General features: G+C 58.5%; 29 protein-coding genes. 10 read left to right on the top strand and 19 right to left on the bottom strand.

What is annotated here, in order from left to right:
* The first annotated feature begins 100 nt into the window (after window positions 1–100).
* Window positions 101–973, top strand: coding sequence for a DMT family transporter (locus tag R1T41_RS13485; RefSeq protein ID WP_317337484.1), 873 nt, complete (start codon window positions 101–103; stop codon window positions 971–973).
* 84 nt (window positions 974–1057) lie between these two features.
* On the opposite strand, the gene R1T41_RS13480 is transcribed toward R1T41_RS13485, so the two are convergent.
* The 4 genes from R1T41_RS13480 to R1T41_RS13465 all read right to left on the bottom strand — a co-directional run bounded on the left by R1T41_RS13480 (window position 1058) and on the right by R1T41_RS13465 (window position 4503).
* On the bottom strand, window positions 1058–1519 hold the full coding sequence (locus R1T41_RS13480; protein WP_317337483.1) for a pyridoxamine 5'-phosphate oxidase family protein: 462 nt from the start codon (window positions 1517–1519) through the stop codon (window positions 1058–1060).
* A 111-nt stretch (window positions 1520–1630) separates the two neighbouring features.
* Window positions 1631–1825 (bottom strand): hypothetical protein, encoded by a 195-nt coding sequence (locus R1T41_RS13475; protein ID WP_063093553.1) that lies wholly within the window; start codon window positions 1823–1825, stop codon window positions 1631–1633.
* A gap of 335 nt (window positions 1826–2160) precedes the next feature.
* Entirely contained in the window at window positions 2161–3045 is an 885-nt protein-coding gene (locus R1T41_RS13470) for a TIGR01459 family HAD-type hydrolase (protein WP_317337480.1), read from the bottom strand.
* 147 nt (window positions 3046–3192) lie between these two features.
* Window positions 3193–4503, bottom strand: a complete 1311-nt coding sequence (locus tag R1T41_RS13465; protein WP_411045424.1) for a quinone-dependent dihydroorotate dehydrogenase — start codon at window positions 4501–4503, stop codon at window positions 3193–3195.
* Between the two features lie 255 nt (window positions 4504–4758).
* On the opposite strand from R1T41_RS13465, the gene R1T41_RS13460 reads away from it, so the two are divergent.
* Window positions 4759–4992: a helix-turn-helix domain-containing protein gene (locus R1T41_RS13460; protein ID WP_317337479.1), complete on the top strand. Its 234-nt coding sequence runs from the start codon at window positions 4759–4761 to the stop codon at window positions 4990–4992.
* Complete coding sequence (locus tag R1T41_RS13455) at window positions 4976–6325, top strand: HipA domain-containing protein (RefSeq protein WP_317337477.1); 1350 nt, start codon at window positions 4976–4978, stop codon at window positions 6323–6325. The genes R1T41_RS13460 and R1T41_RS13455 overlap by 17 nt, the downstream gene beginning before the upstream one ends.
* Here the strand turns inward: R1T41_RS13455 and R1T41_RS13450 are convergent.
* Complete coding sequence (locus R1T41_RS13450; protein ID WP_317337475.1) at window positions 6322–6705, bottom strand: helix-turn-helix domain-containing protein; 384 nt, start codon at window positions 6703–6705, stop codon at window positions 6322–6324. The two genes, R1T41_RS13455 and R1T41_RS13450, sit on opposite strands and share 4 nt — an antisense overlap.
* Window positions 6706–6850: 145 nt before the next feature.
* Between R1T41_RS13450 and R1T41_RS13445 the strand changes: the two genes are divergently transcribed.
* Together R1T41_RS13445 and R1T41_RS13440 are read left to right on the top strand one after the other, a co-directional pair.
* Entirely contained in the window at window positions 6851–7966 is a 1116-nt protein-coding gene (locus R1T41_RS13445; RefSeq protein WP_317337473.1) for an NADH:flavin oxidoreductase, read from the top strand.
* Window positions 7967–8177: 211 nt separating this feature from the next.
* A complete protein-coding gene (locus R1T41_RS13440) occupies window positions 8178–8414 on the top strand; it encodes a DUF1413 domain-containing protein (RefSeq protein WP_317337471.1) in 237 nt (78 codons plus the stop codon).
* Here R1T41_RS13440 and R1T41_RS13435 read toward each other — a convergent pair whose 3' ends face one another.
* Window positions 8415–8795 carry a DUF952 domain-containing protein gene (locus tag R1T41_RS13435; RefSeq protein ID WP_317337469.1) on the bottom strand — a complete coding sequence of 127 codons (381 nt, stop codon included), beginning with the start codon at window positions 8793–8795 and terminating at the stop codon, window positions 8415–8417. It abuts the gene before it with no gap.
* 60 nt (window positions 8796–8855) lie between these two features.
* Window positions 8856–9443, bottom strand: coding sequence for an exopolysaccharide biosynthesis protein (locus R1T41_RS13430; RefSeq protein WP_317337468.1), 588 nt, complete (start codon window positions 9441–9443; stop codon window positions 8856–8858).
* Between the two features lie 178 nt (window positions 9444–9621).
* Between R1T41_RS13430 and R1T41_RS13425 the strand changes: the two genes are divergently transcribed.
* The gene (locus R1T41_RS13425) at window positions 9622–10392 is read left to right on the top strand and encodes a hypothetical protein (protein WP_317337467.1); all 771 of its coding nucleotides are present in this window, start codon (window positions 9622–9624) and stop codon (window positions 10390–10392) included.
* 322 nt (window positions 10393–10714) lie between these two features.
* Complete coding sequence (locus tag R1T41_RS13420) at window positions 10715–10936, top strand: hypothetical protein (protein WP_147253505.1); 222 nt, start codon at window positions 10715–10717, stop codon at window positions 10934–10936.
* Between the two features lie 12 nt (window positions 10937–10948).
* On the opposite strand, the gene R1T41_RS13415 is transcribed toward R1T41_RS13420, so the two are convergent.
* Window positions 10949–11437 (bottom strand): 3TM-type holin, encoded by a 489-nt coding sequence (locus R1T41_RS13415; protein ID WP_317337465.1) that lies wholly within the window; start codon window positions 11435–11437, stop codon window positions 10949–10951.
* Window positions 11438–11583: 146 nt separating this feature from the next.
* Here R1T41_RS13415 and R1T41_RS13410 point away from each other — a divergent pair, with 146 nt between their 5' ends.
* A complete protein-coding gene (locus R1T41_RS13410; protein WP_317337464.1) occupies window positions 11584–12180 on the top strand; it encodes a papain-like cysteine protease family protein in 597 nt (198 codons plus the stop codon).
* Between the two features lie 52 nt (window positions 12181–12232).
* Here the strand turns inward: R1T41_RS13410 and R1T41_RS13405 are convergent, their stop codons facing one another.
* The 5 genes from R1T41_RS13405 to terL all read right to left on the bottom strand — a co-directional run bounded on the left by R1T41_RS13405 (window position 12233) and on the right by terL (window position 16271).
* Window positions 12233–12688 (bottom strand): cell wall hydrolase, encoded by a 456-nt coding sequence (locus tag R1T41_RS13405; RefSeq protein ID WP_317337462.1) that lies wholly within the window; start codon window positions 12686–12688, stop codon window positions 12233–12235.
* Window positions 12689–12720: 32 nt separating this feature from the next.
* Window positions 12721–13014, bottom strand: coding sequence for a hypothetical protein (locus R1T41_RS13400; protein ID WP_317337461.1), 294 nt, complete (start codon window positions 13012–13014; stop codon window positions 12721–12723).
* 103 nt (window positions 13015–13117) lie between these two features.
* Entirely contained in the window at window positions 13118–13576 is a 459-nt protein-coding gene (locus R1T41_RS13395) for a DoxX family protein (RefSeq protein ID WP_317337460.1), read from the bottom strand.
* Between the two features lie 519 nt (window positions 13577–14095).
* The gene (locus R1T41_RS13390; protein WP_062952718.1) at window positions 14096–14413 is read right to left on the bottom strand and encodes a hypothetical protein; all 318 of its coding nucleotides are present in this window, start codon (window positions 14411–14413) and stop codon (window positions 14096–14098) included.
* A gap of 286 nt (window positions 14414–14699) precedes the next feature.
* The gene (terL, locus tag R1T41_RS13385) at window positions 14700–16271 is read right to left on the bottom strand and encodes a phage terminase large subunit (RefSeq protein ID WP_317337459.1); all 1572 of its coding nucleotides are present in this window, start codon (window positions 16269–16271) and stop codon (window positions 14700–14702) included.
* Between the two features lie 212 nt (window positions 16272–16483).
* Between terL and R1T41_RS13380 the strand changes: the two genes are divergently transcribed.
* A complete protein-coding gene (locus R1T41_RS13380; RefSeq protein ID WP_317337458.1) occupies window positions 16484–16774 on the top strand; it encodes a GIY-YIG nuclease family protein in 291 nt (96 codons plus the stop codon).
* Window positions 16775–16938: 164 nt separating this feature from the next.
* Here R1T41_RS13380 and R1T41_RS13375 read toward each other — a convergent pair whose 3' ends face one another.
* On the bottom strand, window positions 16939–17559 hold the full coding sequence (locus tag R1T41_RS13375) for a TetR/AcrR family transcriptional regulator (protein WP_317337457.1): 621 nt from the start codon (window positions 17557–17559) through the stop codon (window positions 16939–16941).
* 185 nt (window positions 17560–17744) lie between these two features.
* On the opposite strand from R1T41_RS13375, the gene R1T41_RS13370 reads away from it, so the two are divergent.
* A complete protein-coding gene (locus R1T41_RS13370) occupies window positions 17745–18725 on the top strand; it encodes a chlorophyllase (RefSeq protein WP_317337456.1) in 981 nt (326 codons plus the stop codon).
* A 172-nt stretch (window positions 18726–18897) separates the two neighbouring features.
* Here R1T41_RS13370 and R1T41_RS13365 read toward each other — a convergent pair whose 3' ends face one another.
* From R1T41_RS13365 to R1T41_RS13345, 5 genes are all read right to left on the bottom strand, one after another.
* A complete protein-coding gene (locus R1T41_RS13365) occupies window positions 18898–19584 on the bottom strand; it encodes an RES family NAD+ phosphorylase (RefSeq protein WP_317337455.1) in 687 nt (228 codons plus the stop codon).
* Window positions 19581–19994: an MbcA/ParS/Xre antitoxin family protein gene (locus tag R1T41_RS13360; RefSeq protein ID WP_007092299.1), complete on the bottom strand. Its 414-nt coding sequence runs from the start codon at window positions 19992–19994 to the stop codon at window positions 19581–19583. The genes R1T41_RS13365 and R1T41_RS13360 overlap by 4 nt, the downstream gene beginning before the upstream one ends.
* Window positions 19995–20202: 208 nt before the next feature.
* Window positions 20203–20544 (bottom strand): hypothetical protein, encoded by a 342-nt coding sequence (locus R1T41_RS13355; protein WP_317337454.1) that lies wholly within the window; start codon window positions 20542–20544, stop codon window positions 20203–20205.
* Window positions 20545–20548: 4 nt separating this feature from the next.
* The gene (locus R1T41_RS13350; protein ID WP_317337453.1) at window positions 20549–21661 is read right to left on the bottom strand and encodes a hypothetical protein; all 1113 of its coding nucleotides are present in this window, start codon (window positions 21659–21661) and stop codon (window positions 20549–20551) included.
* A gap of 170 nt (window positions 21662–21831) precedes the next feature.
* Window positions 21832–23235, bottom strand: a complete 1404-nt coding sequence (locus R1T41_RS13345) for a hypothetical protein (RefSeq protein ID WP_317337452.1) — start codon at window positions 23233–23235, stop codon at window positions 21832–21834.
* Between the last annotated feature and the right edge of the window lie 5 nt (window positions 23236–23240).

Here is a 23240-nt window from a genome sequence, read left to right as displayed (position 1 = left end):
CGCTTTCTTTGCTGGCCTAATCCGGCACTTTCCCCTAAAGCTCAGAAAACAGATGGTGATTGCGATAACCCACCATCACACAGGGAAAGCGCCACGAACCATGAATGCACAACAGCCCCCGCACAACCTGACCGGCATCATTCTGATGTGTGCCGGTGTCGCCCTGCTGTGTGTCAATGATGCCCTGGCCAAGGGGTTGATGGATCATTATTCACCGATCCAGATCATCTTTCTGCGCAATTCGATTGCCCTGCCCTTTGCCGCCCTGCTGGCCATAAAAATGGTCGGGCTTGGCGGCCTGCGGTCCAATCGTATTGGCGTGCATTTCATGCGCACCGTCATCTGGATCACCGCGACCATCATGTTCTTTACCAGTATCCATCTGATGGGACTGGCCGAGGCCACCGCCCTTGCCTTTGTCGCCCCGCTTTTCATCACCGCGATTTCATCGGTGCTGATTGCGCGGGTCGGCTGGCGGCGCTGGGTGGCCGTGATGGTCGGTTTTCTGGGTGTTCTGGTGATCGTGCGCCCCGGTGCCGCAACCTTTGAGCCCGTCTCGCTCTTGCCGGTGGCGACCGCCTTTACCTATGCGCTTCTGATGCTAAGCGCGCGGCTTCTTGACCCGCGCGAAAGCATGTGGACGCTTCTGTTTTACCTCAGCTTCACCAGCACCCTGCTTAGCGCCTGTGCTGTCTGGTATTTCTGGACCCCGATCCGGACAGAGGATATCGGACTTTTCATCGCCATCGCCTTTGTCGGCACCAGCGGCATGACCCTGATCACCCAGGCCTTCCGGGTGGCTGATGCGCCAACCGTCGCCCCGTTTGATTACACCGCCCTCGTCTGGGCCACCGGGCTTGGCTGGTTTTTCTGGGGCGAAACACCCGATCTTCTGACATTTGTTGGGGCGGCCATTATTACCGGAAGCGGCATTTTCATCATCTTCCGCGAAAAGCGCGTGGCCGAAAGCTGATGCTCCCCCAAACCGTCATTCCCGCGAACGCGGGAATCCAGTCCTTCGCGCAGCATCCTCAAACGCCGCCAAAGGACAAAGGGCCTAATCCACCGGCCTCACCCCATAAGTCGCCATCGCCCCGGCCCGCATGTCGGCCTCGTTAACATCGGCCCTGAACCGATAGCTCGGCGCAATAATTTCCCGCGCCCGATCGATTGCCACATCAATCACCATGCCGACCTTGAACGCATCGCCTGCCATACCCTGCAGGATCGCCTGCCGCCCGGCAAAGCCGTCATCACCGTTTTTCAAAAGCACGGCCCGCCCATAAAGCTGCCAACCCTTCTGCGAGAACACATCAACGAAACTGACACAGACGCGCGGGTCATGGCGAATATTCTTCACCGATTGTGGGGATGCGATATTGGCGATGATGATCCGGTCCTCGCCATAACAGGCAAAGATTTCCTTGGGGCTGACCGACGGCCCGTCTTCGGAAACGCTCGCCAGCCAGCACAAAACCGACCGCCCGGCATAATCGCGAATGTCATCTGTCAGAAGCATGTTTTTTCCGGTTTGTTGACGCCCCAATACTCTGCCACCGCAATCCCGAAACCACAAAAACAAAACCCGCCTTCCAACGGGAAAGGCGGGTGCAAACGGGATTACAGTAAATCAGTAATTGGCCTTAAAAGGCGGCTCTCGCCCGTCCCTTGCGGCAAGCTCGGCAATATTGCGCAACAGATTACGCTTGCTTTGGGTGCGCCGACGGCCGGAATTTGGCTGCACGTCACCCTTGCCAGACAGGCCCAATTCGGCCCGTTTCTGGCTGATGCGTGCTGCCAACTCTTCAATCGTGATTTCGCGCATTTTTGCTTTTGAAAGTTACCGAGTGTGACAATCGTTGCAACAGTAATAGCAACCGTCAACATTGATATAACCACGCGCTCTTGCAGCAGCCACCGCCTCCCGACAATTACTATAGAACCCCAAATGGTCCTGATTCTGATAGTCGGGTAAATGACCACATGTAGAAATATGCACTTCGTGCTCGCCTGTTGGCTGAGCGTTTCTATTAACCAGATAGTTAGGCATCTGTTCCTCCCGAGTTAACCTCGCAAGAAACATTAGGACATACTTTTATATAAACCTAGGGTTATGTAGATACCCACCCTCAATAGGTAGACCTAAAGTACAGGCTGCCCTTACCAACAAAAATCCCCAACCGCATAGGTAATGCTGCGCCCGGTCGCGTTCAGAAGCGCGTCAAGCCTGCCCTTTTCCGGCAGGGTCCCACGCGGTGCGCCAAGTTCCTCGGCATGAATGCCACCGGTCACAAGCGCCACATCAAGCCCGGCATTGTTTGATCCGGCAACGTCGGTCGAAAGGCTGTCGCCGACGACCAGAAGCTTCGCATCCGGGCCCTTGTCAAACAGTTGCAGGCAGAAATCATAGGCACTCGCCAGCGGCTTGCCTTCCCAGCGGACATTACCGCCGAGCACTTCATAGCGTGCGGCAATCGCACCGGCACAGATGATGCGATCCCCGCCGCGGATCACTTCACGGTCCGGGTTCGGGCACAACATCGGTAAATCGCGCGCCTTGGCGGCATGTAGCAGATCCTCATAAACCGAAACCGCGTCATAATCGTCATTCGGCCCCGTCACCAGAAGCCAGTCGGCATCGGCCACATCCTTGACGATTTCAACATCCTGACCTTCAAACATCGACATGTCGCGCACCGGACCGACACTCATCACCCGGCGCCCCAGCTTGGCGTACCAAGGGTCAGAGCGTGCGAGAAGCTGGCTATAGGCGATCTCGCCCGATGCCACCGCCGGACCATAAAGATCACGCGCAATGCCCATATCTTCCATCCGTGCGACAACGACGCTGGATCGGCGCGGCGCGTTCGACAGAAGGGCCACCGGCACACCGGCCTTTTTAAGCGCCTCCATCGCCGGGATGGAGCTTGGATAGGGTGTGACCCCGTCATGCACCACGCCCCAAAGATCAAGGATCACCGCATCGTACTGTTCGATCACTTCCGACAGGCCGTTGATCATCTGATAGCTGGTGCCAACCGTCATTCACGCATTCCACTTCATGTTAAAATCGTCGTCATCGCACATGCGGCAAGATGGTTTCCCGTGCTTGCGGGAATGACGGGGAGCACAAACCCTCCCCAATAACCGTCACTCCCGCGCACGCGGGAGTCCATGCCGCCACAGGTAAATCTATTCCGCCGGTCCGCTTTTGGGCCCAGACTTTGGTCCAGCCTTTGGCTCGGCCTTTGGTACAGCCTTGCTTTTCGCCGCCGCAGGCTTGGATGCAGGCTTCTTGGCAGCAGTCTTCGCTGCGGGCTTCTTCGCCGCCGTTTTAGCCGCCGGAGCCACCTTCGCCACCTCGGCCTTGGCGGGTTCCGCCTTCGCCGTCACCGCCGCCTTGGCCGCGCGCGCCTCATCCACCGGGGCGCTGCGCCCGGAAATCTCCGGATAGGCCGCACCAACCGCATCAGCAACACTGGCAAAACCGTCCTTACGCAACCGCCGTGCAAGGTCTTCCTTGATATCGGTCACAAGCTCCAGCCCGTGATAGACAAGGGCGGAATAAAGCTGCACCAGCGACGCCCCATTGAGGATCTTCTCATAGGCATCCTTGCCCGATGCAATCCCGCCAACCCCGATCAACGGAATTTTGCCTTCGGTCAGGCGGTAAAAATCGGCGAGAACCTTGGTCGAAGGCTCCATAAGCGGCGGGCCGGAAAGACCGCCCTTTTCATCCTGATCATAGGAATTAAGCCCGACCGGCCGGTCAATCGTGGTGTTTGAAACAATCATGCCATCAAGCTTGAGCTTGAGCACTACCGCAGCAATATCGGCCTTGTCTTCCTCGGTCAGGTCCGGTGCGACCTTAAGCAGCACCGGCACGCCCTTGGCATGGCTATCGCGCGCCGAAAGAACCGACGTCAGAAGCTTTTCAAGCGGCGCACGCCCCTGCAATGCCCGCAAACCGGGCGTATTGGGCGAGGATACATTGACCACCAGATAATCGGCATAGGGGCCAAGGGCCGCAACACCCTTCACATAATCCGCCGCCGCATCTTCGGAATATTTGTTTTTGCCAAGGTTGGCACCAAGGATCCCCTTGCGTGCGCGCTTGCGCAGGCGCTCGGCAACAACGGCGGCACCCTCGTTGTTAAAGCCCATGCGGTTGATCACCGCCCGGTCGGAATAAAGCCGGAAAAGCCGGGGCTTGGGGTTACCCGGTTGCGGTTCGGGGGTGACCGATCCGATTTCAACAAAGCCGAACCCGTGGCTAAGCGCCTGATTGGGGACCTCGGCATTTTTATCGAACCCCGCGGCAAGCCCGACCGGATTGGCAAATTTGCGCCCGAAAACCTCGATCTCAAGGATCGGTGTGGCATCGAGCGCATCATCATCGCGCGGCACCAGATTGTTTTTCAGCGCGCAAATCGCAAGACCATGCGCGGTCTCCGCATCGATCCAGCGCACAACCGGCAAAACCAGTGACTTGTACCACCCCACGCGACCTGCTCCGTGCTTGTAAATACCTGCCTTGTTCTTACGCTGTGAGGGAGGATGGGGCAAGGATCAATGGCGTCAGGACATGGCAGACACCCCCATCACCACGATTTTCATTTTCGATAAAATGTCAGTTATATCTAACATTAAGAAAGAGAACACCAAAACAGATCGATTTGTCAGTTATTTCTGACATTCATTGACTTCTCTGTCATTTTCGGCATAATGTCAAATATTCCTGACATTTTTGATACTGACATGACAGCACTCATCAAAGACACCCATGACCTTGCCACGGCGATCCGAACCCGCCGCAAGCAGTTGAAAATAACGCAAACCTATCTTGCATCCATGATGGGCGTCTCGCGGCAACTGATTGGCGAACTGGAAAAGGGCACGCCCGGCGTCAATGTCGGTCTGGCGCTGGATGTCTGCCGGGAACTTGGCCTGAAACTGGGATATGAGGACATATCAGATGACCAGACGGCTTGATGTGTATCTCGAAGGGGTCGATCACCCCATTGGCCAGCTTCTTGGCAATAACGACAAGTCGCTGACCTTTGCCTATGGCGACGATGCTGTTCGCGCGAACATGCAATTGTCGATTTCGATGCCTGCCGCGCATGGTTCATTTACCGATCACACCACGCGCGGCTTCTTTGCCAACCTGTTACAGGAAAACAACGCGCTTGAGCAGGTCATGGCAAAGCATCGCATCGACCGCGACGACATCGCCGGATTGCTCTACCACGTCGGTCGCGATTGCCCCGGTGCCATATCCTGCGTACCAGCGGGTGAAAACCCGTCAAAAATGCCCGGCAACATGGCCGATGACTATGACGCGATTTCAAATGACGATCTTGGCGAAATCCTGATCAGCCTGCGTGACCGTCGTCGCCTGCCCGATGGCAGGAACGATCCCTCGCCCCTTGCCGGGGTACAGGGGAAAATCGCAGTAACCCGGCTTGAAGATGGCCAGTTCGCCCTGCCCAAACCGGGCTCCGGCGCACCAACGACCCATATCCTCAAAGTCCCGTCACGGGGCAACGAGGCCCTTGTCACCCAGGAAGCCGCCCTGATGGCACTGGCGACCAGGGTCCTGCCGCTGCCGGTGGCAAATGTGGGGACAATCGAAATTGCAGGCTGCGAAGCCCTGCTGATCGAACGGTTTGACCGCAAAATCGAAGATGGAAACATCTATCGCATTCATCAGGAAGATTTCTGTCAGGCGCTATCGCTTGCGCCCAGTCTGAAATATGAACGCAACGGGACGGAGGAAAACAAATTCTCGGCCACGGGCGTGGCGCGCGTTCTTGATGAAACCGAAGTCCCGCTGATCGCGCGACAGCATTTTATGGCCCTGTCGATCTTCAATCTGGTGGTCGGCAATACCGACAATCACGCCAAAAACCACGCCATCCTTTATCCGGCCTTGGGCCACAAACCAATCCTCGCCCCGGCCTATGATATCATCCCGGTTGTTCTGGACCGGTCCGTCACCCACGATTTTTCATTCAATATCGGACAGGCCGAAAAAATGGCCGATTTAACTGCACCGGATATCGCCGCCTGCATTTCCGCCATCGGCCTTGCGCGCACCATGCGCACCGAAAAATCCCGCGCCCGCTATTTCAACGAACTGGGTGCGCTTCTACAGGATGTCGAGGACTCACTGGATATGATGGAAGGCCCAAGCCTTAAGGCCTGCCGCGACATGTTTTCGCAAAATATCGCCACTGTCGCGGAAATTCTCGACGTCGCCGTCACGCAGCAATCCCGTGACACCTTCGTCGCCCAAGGCGGCGGTTGGGACATGGGCTCCTAAACCCGCTCCTCCATCCGCGCATCGAACGCCACCCGCGCCTTTTCGACTTCGTCGTAATGATCGCGCGTCCACGTATAAAGCGCCTTGAACGGTTCCACCAGCGACCGGCCAAGATCGGTGATTTCATATTCGACCGCGACCGGTGATGTCGCGATCACGTGGCGGGCGACAATGCCATTGCGTTCAAGCTTGCGCAGCGTCTGCGTCAGCGCCTTTTGCGTAATGCCCTCAAGCCCGCGCTTGATCGCGTTAAACCGCAAGGGCCCATGGGCCAGCACCGCCAGGATCATCATCGACCATTTGTCGGCAATCTGGTCCAGAAGCTCCCGGCTCGGACAGTTCGAGCGGAACATCTCGACCGAACATTCTTTCATTACCATGGCATTTCCACCTCATTTCCTCCGGCTCCGGGCCATCCAGGTTTCCTCAAGTATACCTGGTAACTTCAAGGTGCCTGATTGACAGTAAGTATACATCATATATCTAGTAGCCACCATACACCCAATTCCAATCCGAGGATACCCGATGTCAGATACCAATGTTCTTTTTCAACCCTTCAAGCTGAAAACCCTGGAGCTTCCCAACCGCATCGTCATGGCGCCGATGACGCGCTCGCACGCGGTTGACGGCATCCCCGGCCCGGTCAATGCCGATTATTATCGCAAGCGCGCCGAAGGCGGTGTCGGCCTGATCCTGTCCGAAGGTACCGTGATCAACCGTCCGTCATCGCGCAACGATCCGGGCATTCCGTTCTTCCACGGCGCCGATGCGTTAAAGGGCTGGAAGGCCGTGGCGGATGCCGTTCATGGTGCCGGTGGCAAGATGGGTCCGCAGCTTTGGCATACCGGATCGGTCAAAAGCTTCCAGACCGAATGGGTGCCCGATACCCCGGTCGAAAGCCCGTCGGGCCTTGTCGCGCCGAACGAGCCGCGCGGCAATACCATGTCGGATGCCGATATCGCCGACACCATCGCCGCCTTCGCCCAGGCCGCCCTTGACGCCAAAAATGCCGGTTTTGATACCTTTGAAATTCATGGCGCGCATGGCTACCTGATTGATCAGTTCTTCTGGTCGGGCACCAACCTGCGCACGGATCGCTTTGGCGGCAAAACCATCCGCGAACGCGCGACCTTTGCGCGCGAAGTCGTCGCCGCCATGCGTGCCGCTGTCGGCCCCGATTTCCCGATCATCCTGCGCGTCAGCCAATGGAAACAGCAGGATTTCGCTGCCCGTCTGGCAACAACCCCCGATGAAATGACCGACTGGCTTGGTCCGCTGGTCGATGCCGGGGTGGATATCATCCATGCGTCCCAACGCCGTTTCTGGGAACCGGAATTCCCCGAACTGGACGGCGAAAACGGCCTGAACTTTGCCGGCTGGGCGAAAAAACTGACCGGGGCGGCCACGATTTCGGTCGGCTCTGTCGGGCTTTCCGGTGATTTCATGACCGCCTTTGCTGGCGAAGGTTCGGCCACCGCCGGGCTTGATGAACTGGTCAGCCGCATGGAACGCGATGAGTTCGATCTGATCGCGGTCGGCCGTGCGCTGATCACCGATGCCGCCTGGACCGCCAAGGTCCGCGACAACAAAACCGATGCGCTGCTGGGCTTTGATCCGGCAACGCTGGGCGAACTGGTCTGATCGACAGGCTTTGATTGCAGAAACGGCTTCCGGCCCATCTCCGTCATTCCCGCGCAGGCGGGAATCCAGTCCTCTGACTCAACGGGGTATGGTTTCCGCGGCGGCCTGTTCCTCAACACAAAAGGGCGGTGCCATCCCGGCATCGCCCTTTCTTTATGCCCGCCTGAAAACTACCTGAAGGAAAGCCACCGACAAAAAAAGGAGGCCCCAGATGAAACCCCCAATGGATGCCGCCGAAATCGCCCGGCTGCAAAGCCGCCTCGCCGCCCGCGATCCCGGTGAATTTCACTTTCCGGAAATTTACGGCCCCGGCTGGGACAGGCTTTATATCGGGGACAAGGTCAGCATCGGCCGCCATTTTCTGCAAGCCGTGCGGGCCGGATATTTCCCCACGGTCGAGGATACCGGTAAAAAGCGCGGCGGCGGGCGGGTCTATCGTCGGCTGTAATTATCCTCTGCTCATATAGTCGGGGCGCAGATCCTCCGGCAGGATGTGAACTTCGTTATCATCAAGTTTCAGGTCATCAACGCGTGCAACATGCTCGACCGAAAGCGCATCATAAAGATGCGGGAACAGCGTGCCACCGCGCGCCGGTTCCCATTTCAGCTTGTCCGCGACCGCCTCGACCGGCACATGCAAAAGCCGCAATCCGCCGCGCTTCGGATAATGCAGCGCAAGCGTCGCCGCCAGCGTATCGATGGTGGAAAAATGGATGAAGCCATCCGCAATATCGTGCGGGGCCCCGGCATAATGCCCGGTCGCCAGCGCCTCGGCCCATTCGTCCGAACCCAATACGCGGTAAATCATGGTATGTGATGTATTTGTCATCCGGGGAATGTAGGGCGCGTCCCCGCTTTGCGCAATATGGCATCAATCGCGCGCTGTGAACTATATCAGAACTGCCATAAACCCGCCGACCGCCGCCACCGTGATGATGATCGCCGACAGCATCAAAGCCCCGTCACGCACAAGGATCGCAAGCCCGAAGGCGGCAATCGCGCTCATCGGTGCGATCCCGGCAAAGGGTATCATTTCAAAAAACGGCACCACAGCCGAAAGCAGCAGGCAGATCACCGCCGCCACCCGCACCGCATGCCGCCCGGTCAGGACCGGCAACCGCCCGTAAAACCAGCGATCAAGCTTCCCCGCCACCGGTTCGATCCGGCGCATTGCATCGGCGACCCTTGCCCCGTCAAACGACCGGCGGCCAAAGATATCGGGCAACCACAAATGCGACCGCCCCAGAACGATCTGAATGGCAAAAAGCGCGACAATAATCGCAAGGATCGCGGGCACCATCGGAATGCCCGATAGGGGTGTCACCCCGATCAGGCCCGGCACAAACAGGAACGGCCCATAACTCCGCCGCCCCAGCACAGCCACCATATCCTCAACCGAAACCGCGCGCCGCCCCGCCGCCCGATCCCGGATCCGCGCCACAATCCCGCCCACGGAACCCGGCCCTGTGTCCGTCATGCCAACCCTCGCTGCCTGTTTGCAAAATCACGTTGTCCCTGCAACGCGGGGTCGGCGGGTTTGTTTCCCTAAGGGAAACACGCAACAAAATCTAATGGCGGCAAGAGTTGTTTGCCTCAAGCGAAAACTGTGAAAAACTCTACTAAGAGATTAATATCGCCGCGCAGGAACAACCAATATGACTAATTTCGTTGAGGATCGTCACTCATCGGATTTCTGGCACAACTCGGACAATCTGCACAAGGCCGCATGGCTATGGGCAATTTTCGAAGCGGAAAGAGGTTGGCATTTTATAGACGAGTACTTGTACCTCAAAGCTAAGAAGCGAGAATTAACGGCCTATGACGTTCAGGTTTTTGCAAACTTCTACAGTGTTAGTCGCACCATTTCCTTACACCCAAAAGAAAAAAGCGCTCGAATCAAAAAAGAAAAAATGGGAAAATTGTATAACGGAATTGCTACGCTTTTGAACAAAATGCCTGAAGAGGCACCAGCACTGTCAATACATAACGAATTACAGAAAATAATACGCCAATTCGTCGGCGACAAATCAACAAGAACGTTCTGCGCCAAACTCGTTTGGTTCTTTGATCCAGACGGTTGGATGATGCATGATTCATTGTCACGTTTAGGGTTGAAAATGCTGAACAATCGTCTCAGCACGAATAAAATAAAAGATGATTTTCAAGTATGCTTCGCCGAAACTTTCAGTTTGCAGAATATTCAGACAATTGAAGATGCAATACAGGAAGCGGGACTTCAATATCAATTCCCGAGGCGAGTCATAGATAAGTATCTGTTTTTAATTGGATCATCTGATATTGAAGCGGGATCTCCATGGATATGTTGGTTGAATTGGCAAATTGATAAGAAACTGGCACAACACGAGCCTTTAGGCATCAACCTTGCGTTTGAAAATTTGGCAGCTCTTCCTCACCCGAGTATCTAATAACCTTACCCTCCAGCATAAATGCCCACTCCCCGTGCGCCACTTCCTTGATCGCGGAAGCCCGGCCCTATCCCTTTCGATATAGCATCTGAGCCCCGCACAATCGGAACACTCCATTGACCAACAACCGCAGCAATCCGCAAGCCCCCCTTCCACTGGGCATCGGCCCGCATGAAGGAAGGGAACTTGAGCTGATGCTTGCCGGGTCAAAACCGATGGCAATGTTTTATGATGCTGCTCTATACTGCGCCCACCTGCCCGATACCGATTTCGCCCCCACGTTGCAAACGGCACCATCATCCGCCACGAAGAAATCATTCCGGTGCTCAGCCACCCCGAAAAGCACAAAATCCGTTACCTGCTTTTCGCCCTTTCCGGCGAAGAATGGCGCATCGCGGACGCCATGGAAATGAACCGGAATCTCTGCGTGGGAACCGTCATCAGCCATGAAACAGATGTAAGACGAATGGGGGAGTTACTCGGATATCTTCCGCAAAATATCGAGCAATTTGTCTCCCGCACATTCGATAGCCAGCCTGCCTAAGCCTTCAACCGATCACCCGATCTTCTTATCCGCACTCCGCTTCACCACACTGACCCCCAGAACGCCCAGCGCAATGCCCCAGATCGGGCTGGTATTGACCAATGCCGCAATAATCGCCGGGGCCTGAAGCGGGGTCAGGATGATGGCGGCCGCAATCGATCCCATGGTCATGATCCAGGTCAGTGCCACGGCATAGCCAAAGCTCGGTCGCCAGCGCCGCACAAACGCATCCTCGCTTTGCACCTCGGCCCGGATGGTGCGGTTGACGGTTGCCAAAACGCTCCGGTCCCGCGAAAGCTCTATTTCCGCCATGCGTTCGGAATGGCGGTTGGCCTCCGCGATCTGGGCCGGGGTGACATCCCCCTTTGTCACCGCATCGCCCACCTGTTTAAGCCCCTCGGCCGCAGTTTTCGCGACCGGATGATCAATGGTGTCAAGCCCCGCGCCAACCGCCTTCATCAAAAGCGGCAGGCCGATTTGCGCCAGTAATGCTGGTATCACGTGATACCTCCTTCCTTTTAAAAATGCCGGTTTCCTCAGCCCGCCAACACAACCCTGAATAAATTGACGCGAAAATAAAAAACCAATAGATTTATTTATCAAATCTAATATTCGCGTTTGGATGCAGGGGATATCAGGGGGCCGTCATGAAAAGATTTCTTGCCGCAATGCTATTGTTTCTGGGGATAAATCAGGCCAATGCGCAGCAGCTCCCGCCGCCGATCGACCTTGGCATTGTCAATATCACGCAACAGACAAAGGTCTGGTGCTGGGTCGCCGTGGTCGAACAGATCGCCCATTGGAAAAACCATACCCATCCCAATACATCCCCGCATCAGTGCGAGCTTGTTTCTGTCGCAAACGGCATGTCGCAACCGACCTGCTGCAATTCAGCGCTCGTGATGTCCAACCCGATGCTGGCAGAGCAATGCATCCGCACCGGACACGACCCGGAAATCATGCAATTGCTGAGCATGGTCAGCAACAATGTCGCCGGTTATGGCATGCCCGCCCATCCGATGGTGCTTTACAACACCCTGGCATCGGGGCGTCCGATTATCCTGAAACTGCAAAACACCCCCTTTTCCGGGCATGTCGTGGTGCTGCGCGGGATGGCATGGGTGCAAACCCCGATGGGGCCGACAGCAGTGCTTTATATCAATGATCCGCTGTCCTATTTCACCCAGCCCGTCCCGTTCCAGAACATCGCCCATATGTGGTCCGGGGCCTTTATCGCCAATTGAGGCAAGGCTTTGGATTCACCCGATGGCCATGATGGCAATAACGACCAACGGGTTAGTTAATCCCGCGATAAAACAGATGCCCGCCAATCTCCGCCACCGGCACCTGCCCCCGCGCCCAATAGGGATCAACCGCATGGGTGTGATAATGCGTCGCCCCCTGGGTCATGTCGGCAATCTCCCCCGCTAGGGCGCGGGTCGCCACCCGTTTGCACAGCCGGTATGCCGGGTCGCGCGCGCTGAGTTTAAGCAACTTCGCCCGGTTCGGATCGCCCGCGTTCCAGCATGAAAACTGCCCCGGTTTCAGGCACACCTGCGAAACCGTACTGCCCCACCAATACCGCCCGCGCGCTTTGGCAAACGCCACCCGGTTCAGGATCACGCAGGCCACCGCCTCGATCCCCGGCAAACCCTCGCCGCGCGCCTCGCCATAAAGGGTCCGCGCCAGAACATCACCCACCGGCAAAATGTGCGGGTCGGTGATCGCATCCATCGTCAGAACATCATTCATCGCTGTTTCCTTATCCTGTTTTGCCCCCGGCCTCATGCCGCTGGCGCATTGTGATCAAGCTTCGCCTCGATCCGCAGCAGATGCGCGGTCAGGCGTTTTTCAATATCCTTGAGGTACGGGATCGAAACGTAGTTTCGCGCCACATCCAGCTTGAAATCCGCCAGCCCGTCGCGAAGTTCGATCATCTCCGCATCGTGGCTGACACGCAGGCTTTCAAGCCGGTCGGAAAACTCGCCACGCATCCGCCAGGTCAGCCAGAAAAGCCCCGCCACCGCCGGGATTTCCACCGCCGTAATCCACCAGATCAGATCAACCGGTCCGCTCATCACATCCTCCTGCCCCTTTGCATAAATCGCGCATGAAAAAGGCCCGCATCGCTGTCACGCCATGCGGGCCGGTTGTTGTTGTTTCGTTACTGCCGGGTCTGGCTCAGGCCCCGGCATCCCTGATCAGGCGGCGTAACCGGCTGACCATGGCGGTCATCATCAACCCGCCAATCACCCCGATATGCTCCAGCGCAAAGAACATCGAAATCTGCGCCTTTGGCCCCTCCATGTTCCAGAAGCTATGCACGATCACGATGGTCAGAAGCAGAAACACCGAAAGCGCCCCGCACGCCAGCCACACCGCCCGGTCCATCAGCACCAGAACCGCACTGACCAGAAGGGTCACCACGACCAGAATGTTAAACAGCCATGCGGGCGAAAGCCCGGCGGCGGCCATTTCCGCCACCCCGCCGTCAAAATCGATCAGCTTGGCCGCACCCGACGCGATGAAAATGATCATCAGACATATCCGCGCGAGCAGCCACAGCCACCCGCTTTGCAGGATCGCGTCAATCACACGCGGCGGCGCGGCATGCCGGGGCTTCATGAAAATCTGTTCCATAATCCGTCTTTCCTCCTGATGGGGCGCCCCGTTCCGGGGCAGGAAGGCCATGCTGCAACCTTAACCAATATTGAGGTCAACACGAAAAAGAACCGCATTTTCATAAATTTAACCCCCTCAAAACCATCCACCAAACCCGCTGCCAGATGGACTCCCGCTTTCGCGGGAGTGACGGCATGGGGGATATCGCCCGCCTCAAGCTCCGCCTCAACCTCCGTCATTCCCGCGCAGGCGGGAATCCAGTCCTTCGCGCTGCATCCCCGGCATCATCCTTCCGCCCCGAAACAAAAAAGACCCGCAAACCGAAAGGCTTGCGGGTCAGTCAAGGAGGTCACTCGTCGAAACTCAAAAGGCGCAATATCATCCGAATTCAGGGTTCAGGGTTCGGGGCTCAGGCTTAGGTCTCACCGGCACCACCCCGGCCACAATCGGCCGGCGGGCATCCCGACACAGGCCGCACCATGCGCGCTCGAATGCGCTTTTGAAGCCGTCACGCAGCGATCTTGCCGCGCTACCGGTTCAGGCATGGGGCCCGTTCAGTTTCACTTCCAGTTCCTGCCAGGCCTCGCCCGATGCCACAAGGCAGCTTGCCCCGTTGGGCGAGGTAAACAGGATGGTCCAGGTTTTGCCATCGGGGGCTTTTAACACCTCGATCACGCCGCCATTGGCGGTCACACCGACCGCAACCGGTTCCTCGGCATATTTGGCACTCAGGCTGTCAAGCACCTTGGTCCGGTCTCCGCAGACAGGGGATGCGGCATTGGCTGGCATGGCAAGCAGGGTTGCGACCGCAATCGCACCAACTGTCACGGCGATGAGTTTTGGAATGCTCCTCATGGTCAGGCCCTCCTTCAAGGGATCACAGACGGCGCGCTCCGGTTGAAATCAGGAGCAACTTGTAAACCAGTCTATAAATTGACCAACGCCGCAAAGCGGAAATAGGTCCGGCCCAATCGCACCGGCAGGCAAATCATTTCGTCAAATATACGCCTTTGGTATAGATAAATTTCCGTAAAACTATTCCTTCATATAGTTAACGTAAGCATGAAAGTTGAATTTTCCATGAATATCGCGCTTTTGTGATCGACGATGTGCATAAGCATTTGTGAATTCACGGAATATTTTACGGTTCAAACGTCTTTTGCGCCGCAAATGCCGCCCCGGATGGCCGCCAGTCGCCCTCCGACCGGGCTTTTTCCACCCGCGGCAGGCGCACCGGCTCATGAATAAGGCACCCCGCAACCGCATCAAGCCCGTCATCATGCTGCCCCGTTTTGCCCCGGCGGCGCGCCCGGCCCTCGCCCGGACGCCATTCGCGCATTTCACGGATGAACGGCGTTTGCCAGATGCGTTCATGCGCATGCAAAAGCCCGGCACTCAACGCCGCGCTAAATGCATCCTCGATCCGCACATCCTTGTTTTTCGCCTCGTGATGTTCGACCACACTTGCCGCCCAGTCGGCCTGCTTTAAGGCGCGCCGCAGGATATTGGGCAAAAACCGCCCGACCCCATTGGTCTCGACCCGGACGGATGGCAAATGATGCGCCTTGATGAACGCCGCCGCCCCGGCACAGATCTGGCTGGCTTCATCGGCTTCGTGCAGGCGCGTGGCATCAAATGTCAGCCACGCCATATCATGCAGCCAGTATTCGCCCCGCTCGCAGACATAAACGCACGCGATCACCGCGCCATCACCCCCCTTTGCGCCCTCATTTGCGCCACCAGGTACACCCCCGCCTTTGCCAAAACTCGGATCAAAATGGCACGCGCCCGCCATCATCTGCCGATCCCCGATGGACAGGTGAAGTGCGCCATTGGCCTGCGCGATCACCGCATCATCGCCATAACGGCGCAACCGCGCAGGGTCGAGGATCCCGTCACTGGGGGCGACCATCTCCAGCATCATCTGACTGGCAAATTTCCGCTCCCCGGTATGGCGGCGAATATCCTCGATCTTGGTGATCGGGAACCGTTCCGGCCAGCTCGATTGCCCCTGATCATCAAGGATCGGCAGGCAGAACCGCTCAAACCCCGCCAGAAACGGGGCGGCTTCGCCGGTTTCGGCCCGGATTTCGTCGGCATAGATCGAATAATAGCTATGCGGGGTGCCAACATAAATCTGCGTCCCATCGGGCGACAGGACATAGGCAATCTCGCCCAGTTTTTCGCGCAGTTCGGCGCGTTTATGGGCGCTATCGCTGTTTTTGGGCACCTCGACATCATCGCAAATCACCACATCGGCCCGCGATCCGGTGATATTGGCGCCAATACCGGCCGCCTGCATCGACGGATCCCGCAATACGCCCGGTCGTTCGACGGTAAAACGCTGCGTCCCCCAATCGACCCGCTTTTCGGGCAGAAGCCCCGCCAGCAACGGATGGCGTTCGATCACGCGCTTGACATTGCGCACCATCTTTTTCGCCAACCCCAGATCGGCGGCCAGAACCAGAATGCGCAAATCCGCATCGCGATACAGCAACCACGCGCAAAACAGCCCGACCAGCGTGGACTTGCCCGAATTGCGAAACGCCATCAGCAAAAGCTGCCCCTTCCCCGCCTTCCAGCAATCCTCAAGCCACCCCGCCATCGCCCGATGATGATCGGGCAAACCAAGCCCCATCATCGCATTCCAGATCCAGACAAACTCACCAAACCCGGCACATCTCGCCCGCCCCCGATCAATCACCTGCGCCATGCCCGATCCCCCTCATCACTCAACCCGCTGCACCATGGACTCCCGCCTTCGCGGGAGTGACGAATGTGTAGAAAGCCCATCCCCAAAGCCGTCATTCCCGCGCACGCGGGAATCCAGTCTTTCGCGCCGCATCCTCAAACCCGGCAACCAGAACCACCCGTCAGCATCACCAAAAGCTCCGCCATCCGGCCAAATCCTGCTATCCTTCCACGATGAAACAGCCCTGCGTCTATATCCTTGCCAGCAACCGCAACGGCACGCTTTACATTGGCGTCACCGCCGATCTGCGCGCCCGCATCTGGCAACATCGCACAGCCACGGATAAGGGCTTCACCCAACGTTACAATGTCGGGCAACTCGTGCATTTTGAACTGCATGACAGCATGGAAAACGCCATCCTGCGCGAAAAGCGCCTTAAAAAATGGCGCCGCGCCTGGAAGCTTGACCTGATCGAAAAACACAATCCCGACTGGAACGACCTGTTCGACAGCCTGAACGCATAAGCAGCTATAAACTCTCTTCCGTCATTCCCGCGAACGCGGGAATCCAGTCCTTCGTGCCACAGCCTCAAAACCTTCCACCGGACCCGCAAGCCCGATGGACTCCCGCCTGCGCGGGAGTGACGACAGATTGGAAAAACCTTCGCGCAAAACCGAAGGCCTCCGCCCTACCGCCCCGTCTTCACCGCCCCAAACCGCAACCCATCGACCAGAAGCTCCACCATGCTGCGCGTATGCGCCGCCCCCGCTTCGTCGCCAACGCCCGCCACCGAAAGGTTGCCAATCGCGCGCAACAGGTCATAGGCCGCAATATCGCGCCGCACCTCGCCCGCCGCCGCCGCGGCTTCCAGAAGCGACACCAGCACTGGCTCGAACTTCGCGCGAAAATAATCGGGCAGCGCATCAAACGCCGGATCGCCGGAATGCAATGCCGCCGCCAGCCCCTTTTTGGTTGCGATAAAATCGGTATAGCGGTTAAGCCAGCGCACCAGCGCCTCGCCCGGCGGATAATCCGCCGCAAGCGTTGCCGCCGTCGCCGCACAGGCATCAACCTCCCGCCGGAAAACCGCCGCCACAAGGTCGGATCGGGTCGGAAAACGGCGATACAACGTCCCCACACCAACCCCGGCCCTGGTGGCAATTTCACGCACCGGCGCATCGACGCCCGCGGTCGCAAAAACCGCCTTGGCCGCCTCAAGCACCGCGTCCTCGTTACGCTTGGCATCGGCCCTCACGCGCCGCTTCGGTGCCTTGCCTTCAAGGTCATGTTTTGTCGGGTCGTCTGTCACTCAAATCTTCCCTGTTGCCGCCGGTCCGAAGACCCCGCACGCAATTACCCTTGATATACGGAACAACGTTCCGTATATACAATTCATCAAGTGGAGCAAAGTTCCGTTTATTATCGGATCAACGTTCCGTTTTTCTATATAGGCGAAGCCCCCGACCTTCGCCAAGCAAAACAAGGCACCCCGTCATGAACAATCTGCTTACCGATGCCCGCCATATCCCGACCGGCCCATCCTTTCCGACCCTGTGCCTCAATCCCGTCACCCTCCCGGCCCCGGATCGCGGGTTGCTGCTTGAACTGCGCATCACCGCCCCGCTCACCCCGCCCTCGAATGATCGCGACCTTCCGATCCTTCTGCTGTCGCACGGGCATGGGCCATCGCTTTATATCCCGTCCAAGGATGGTTACGCGCCGCTTGCGAATTTCTATGCCGCCCACGGCTTTGTCGTGATCCAACCGACACACGGAAATTCCAGGGTCGCGGGCCTTCCGGCCGATGCACCGGGCGCGCCGTTTTTCTGGCGCTCGCGCGTGCTGGATATGAAGCTGATTCTTGATCAGCTTGACGTGATAGAGGACCAGTTTCCCGCCATCGCCGGGCGGCTGGACCGTTCCAAAATCGCGGCCATCGGCCATTCGCTGGGCGGGCAGACCGTCGGCATGCTGCTTGGTGCGCGTCTGACCGATATCAACGACCCGGCCGCACAGAATGTCGATCTCATCGAACCGCGCATCACGGTCGGCGTCCTTCTGGCCGCCCCCGGCAAGGGCGGGGATAGCCTCAGCGATTTTGCACGCGCAAACTACACATCGCTCAACCCCGATTTCAGCCACCTGACGACAAAAACCCTCGTCGTTGCCGGCGATGCCGATGACAACCCGCACCTGACAACCCGCGGCCCCGCCTGGCACACCGACCCGTTCCACCACAGCCCCGGTGCCGATGCCCTGCTGACCCTCGTTGGTGGCAAACACGGCCTTGGCGGCATTGCCGGCTATGACGCCAGGGAAACCGACGACGAAGACCCCGACCGCCTCGCCATCACCCAACGCATGACGCTGGCCTACCTCAAATCCGCGCTTGATCCGGCTGATACCTCATGGGCGGACGCCGCCAAAGCCCTTACCGATCACGCCCCGTCACATGCCCATGTCACGCTCAAATAACGCTTGGATATCCGGTGGCTGCATCCCGAAACGGTGCAGCCACCGCGCCCGCCGCTCCATGGACTCCCGCCTTCGCGGGAGTGACGATGCTGTAGCACTCTGCCTCCCTCCGTCATTCCCGCGAACGCGGGAATCCAGTCCTCCGCGCCGCACCCTCACAACCACCCGGTTGTCACAAAACCCGCCAAGTCTCCCCACTGGCAAGGTTACGGACATAATCGACCGCCTCCCCGTTCCAGTGATAGGAAAAATGATCGCCCTGCACCGGGATCGGCACCACATCGGGCCAGAACGCCGCGATGCAATGCCCGCCGTCAAACCGCACACTCGGCCAATAAATCCCGTCCGATCCCGCTGCCCTGCGCTCTGCACCAAATTTCTGCGATGCGCCATAATCATCGGGATCAAGCAGATCGGGTTGATCGCTCACGTCATCAAACACATGATCAATCCGCCCGACCAGCTCGCGAAACTGCGATGTCCAGCCCGGCTCCTCATCGGTCGCCCGCATCATACGCGCATGGTGATGCACGGTTTCGGCAATCGCCACAGACCGGCCATCCCCGGCATAATAAAGCCCGTATGTGCCATCGGAAAACCGGCCGGGGCGATAGGGCGAACAATGCACAAACGGCGCCATCACGTAACTCGCCCCCGGCCCCGATACCCGGCGTTCGACCGGCACCTTCGCCAGATTGCCGATGCTGTCACGAATACGCGGGTTCATCTTGGCTTCCGCCGATGCCAGCGCCTCCCAATCGGCGGGATCGGCGATGTCTTCAAACAGGTCAATCGGCGGATAGATCGACCGGATGATCCGCACGCATTGCGGCCACGCAACATGCCTGCTCCTGCTCACCAGCCACCACGCTCCGCATCAAGGTAACTTCGGATATCGGCGATATCCATGATCTCGCCGCGCAACATGATCTCAAGCGCACTTTGCCCGCCAAACGCCGCATTGGGCTTGCGGATCCAGGCATAACCCCGTGCGGGTTCACGAAACAGATATCGCAACCCTTTGTGTATCCCGATCAGCATCGCCATGCGCGTGCGCAAATCACGATCAATCCGCCCGATATCCTTTTTCTTCCACCGCGCCCATGTGCGCGCCGGCATATCGCCCAGCAACACGCGCGCTTCCTGATCGCTTAGATCCCAGACACCAAACAGATTGACCGTAGCCCGCGCCAGCGCCGCCGCCTCATCCTCGGTAATCGCCGCCCGATCCGGCCGCGCCCCGGTCGGCTCCACAATCGCGAATTCCATCGCACACCTCCATTTGGCATTAATATATCATTTTTATGCCAAATGGCAAATGACCGTATAACAAAACCAGCGACCGCGCCCGCCGCCCCATGGACTCCCGCCTACGCGGGAGTGACGAACGGATGGAAAGGCCTTACCTCCCCAAAAACCGTCATTCCCGCGAACGCGGGAATCCAGTCCTTCCTGCCATATCCTCCATAACCACCGTCTAACCCTCACCCCCCGCCAACGCCCCCCTTGCCTCGGCAATCAGCTTCCTGATCTCCGCCTCCTCCACCGCAGGCGACTTCGCCTTGTCATTCTCCGCCCCATCCGGGCCGGCCGCCCAGCGCAGCAGTTTGATCAGGCCTTCAAGATGCGAAAGCCCCGCCTTGCAGGCCGTTTGATGGGCGGCAAAGCTTTTGGCATCCATCTTGAGGGCGGCTGCCTGCGCCATCCGGCGATAGGCATTGCGCGCCCGGTTGATATCACCGGGCAGGCTTTGCAAAAACTCCGCCCGCACCGTCTCAAGTTCCTCCATCCTGTCCTCCGTTCCCGATTTGGCTTCCATGGGGTTAATTTCCCGAATTTGCCGAAAGGGCGATCAGGCGTTCATCGCCCAACCGTTCCGGCCAATAGGAAACCCCGCGCAAATGCCCGTTTAAGGCCCCGCTTTGCCCGGCATAACTCCCCAGCCGGATCGTGTTGAAACTGCGCGGCATGGCAAAGCCGCCCGGCGATTTCAAAACCGCCCCGTCCTTGGCGACCGCCACCCCATCATCCTCCCACGCCAGCACGATCCGCCTGCGCGTTCCGGGAACAAGCCCGCCATAAAGCGACTGCGTGATGATCGGCACGCCAGCCTTGCGCAATGAAATCCGCAACTGATCGGCTGCGCTGTCATAACCAAGATCAAGATGATCATCGTTCAAATTCCCCGAATGCATCTGTACGATCCGCCAAATCCCGCTCCAGGCCGTCGGCAATTCCAGATCAAACACAAACGTCCCCCGCCCGGTTGCCCCCCGGAACCAGTCCCCCGGATCAAGCATCACATCATCCATCGCGCGTGCCGCCGGAATACCCTTGCTGATCAGATCGCTGGTCAAAACCGGCCCGGCCTCAAGCTGCGCATTCCAGATCAGGATCGATGCCGGATTGCCCGAAATCGCGGTGCTGATTTTCGGATATCGGCTGGCCCCCGATGCGGCCTCGCCAAACCCCACCCGTTGCCAGCTTTCATCAAGGCTCACCGCATGGTTTGACGCCCCATTCACCCCACCCAGCGTAATCTCCGTCACGCCCGAAACCGCCCGCGCCCAGACGCCAAAGCTGTATATCCCGCCCACGGCCAGATCATCGACCCGCTGATAAAGCCCCGCCGTGCCGCCCGGAAGGTCAAGGCGTGTGGCCGTGATACTCCCATCCGGGGCCGCAACCCCGGACGTTGCCACAACCACCCCCGCATCCTTTTCCCAAAGCGGATTGGCAAAACTGGTGGAATAGCGCAGCAGATTACTCGCCGCCGCCTCGATCAAAAGCCCCTTGGCCCGGCCCAACCCATCATGATCATGGCCGGGAATATCTGCCCCAATCGTGGCCAAAACCCCGTCCGGTCCGCGCACAATCTTCGGGCTCGCCCGCGTCACGCGCAGACAGCTTTCCAATGGCGCATATCGCATGCCCATTTTGCATTCTCCGTCCCTGAATAAATGAAATGTCGTTTGGATCACAGAGCCCGCCGCCTGATGGACTCCCGCCTGCGCGGGAGTGACGAACAGGCGGAAAAGCCTGATCCCAATAAACCGTCATTCCCGCGAACGCGGGAATCCAGTCAGCCGTGCCGCAGCCTCAAAACCTACCCGCCAATCCGATGCAGATGAAACCAGCTCATCACCGAACCCGCCGCAATCTGGCGCGTCACACTGTCCGAATGGCGCACCCGCAGCCGAAGCGCATTATCGCTCCCAATCCCGATCCGGGCGATACCACTCACCCGCACACTCTGCGTCGCATTGCTCCCCGACCCGACAATATCGGACGCCTGCAAATGCGTGCTCCATCCCGCCGCTCCCTGCCGCTCGACATAGGCACTGACCGCCACCGCCGTCTCCCCGATGGCAAAATTCACCCCGGCATCGACATGGTAAAAACCGGGCGGAAGGTTCCCGACCCCATGCAGGGCGGCGTCATAAAGCCCGTGGCTATCCTCCGCCACCTGATCCCATTCGACGATGAAATAACCACCCGCCGGAATATCCTGCGCATTGGTGCGCAAAAGCTTCACCACCGGCCCGCCCTCGCGGATTGATGCCGCAAACCACCGCGTCCCATCACAGATCAGATCAACGCAATCCCCCCGGATCGGCAGGGCATGAACACTGCGCACGCCCCCGCCATCCAGCGGCACAATCTGATCCCCGCTGGCCGCCGCGATATCGACCATCGTGCCATCGCCATTGACCACCCGGTATCGCACCCCGTTGCGCGCGGCACTCACCCCCGGAAGGCTCAACCGCCCGCCATTCGATAACCGCACCAGCGCCCCGGTCTCGCGGATATCCATGATCCGGTCGCCCGGCGCATCCACCACCGGCATCCGGCGTTCATCCTGCCAAAGCGTTACGTTTTGCGCGCGCAGATCAAGATCAAACGCTGCCCCCGCCAATTGCTTCTGAAACCCTGCAAGCGCGGTTTCGGCCCGCGTTCCGGCGGCCTCGGCCCGGTTCGCTGCATCCTGCGCCATCGCACCATGCCGCCCCGCCGCTGCAATCTCGCCTGCATCCGGCCCGTTCGCCAGCCCGTCGCCCTGATCGTTCCACATCAGGGCCCGACCGGGCGCCATCCGCGGCAATGCCAGATCACCCTTGTCCTGATCGGCGGGATCAAGCCGCAAACTGCCCACCATCGCCCGATCAATATCGCCAAGGGCGGCGGTCAGATAATCCAGATCCCGATCCACCGCATCACCGCGGGGCGATGCCGAGCTGCCATAGGCACTTAAGCGCCGTAACCGCAAATACCGCCGGATCGAAATCTCCGCCCCAACCTTTGGCGCAACCTCAAAAATCACCGCACCACCGGGCGCTTCTTCGGCGTCATTTAACGCCACATGAAACCCGGTCATGACCGGCTTTCCATCAACGCGCACCGCCACATCATCACTGCCAAAAACCGCGAACTGAAACGGAAAAACCGTGCGCTCGCCGTCGCCAGCAAAGCCGACACCCGCCCCGCCATCAACCTTAAATACCGCGCCCATATACT

This window comes from Thalassospira lucentensis, from assembly GCF_032921865.1.
Lineage (GTDB): Bacteria > Pseudomonadota > Alphaproteobacteria > Rhodospirillales > Thalassospiraceae > Thalassospira > Thalassospira lucentensis_A.
This window is presented reverse-complemented; position numbering and strand designations above follow the sequence as displayed.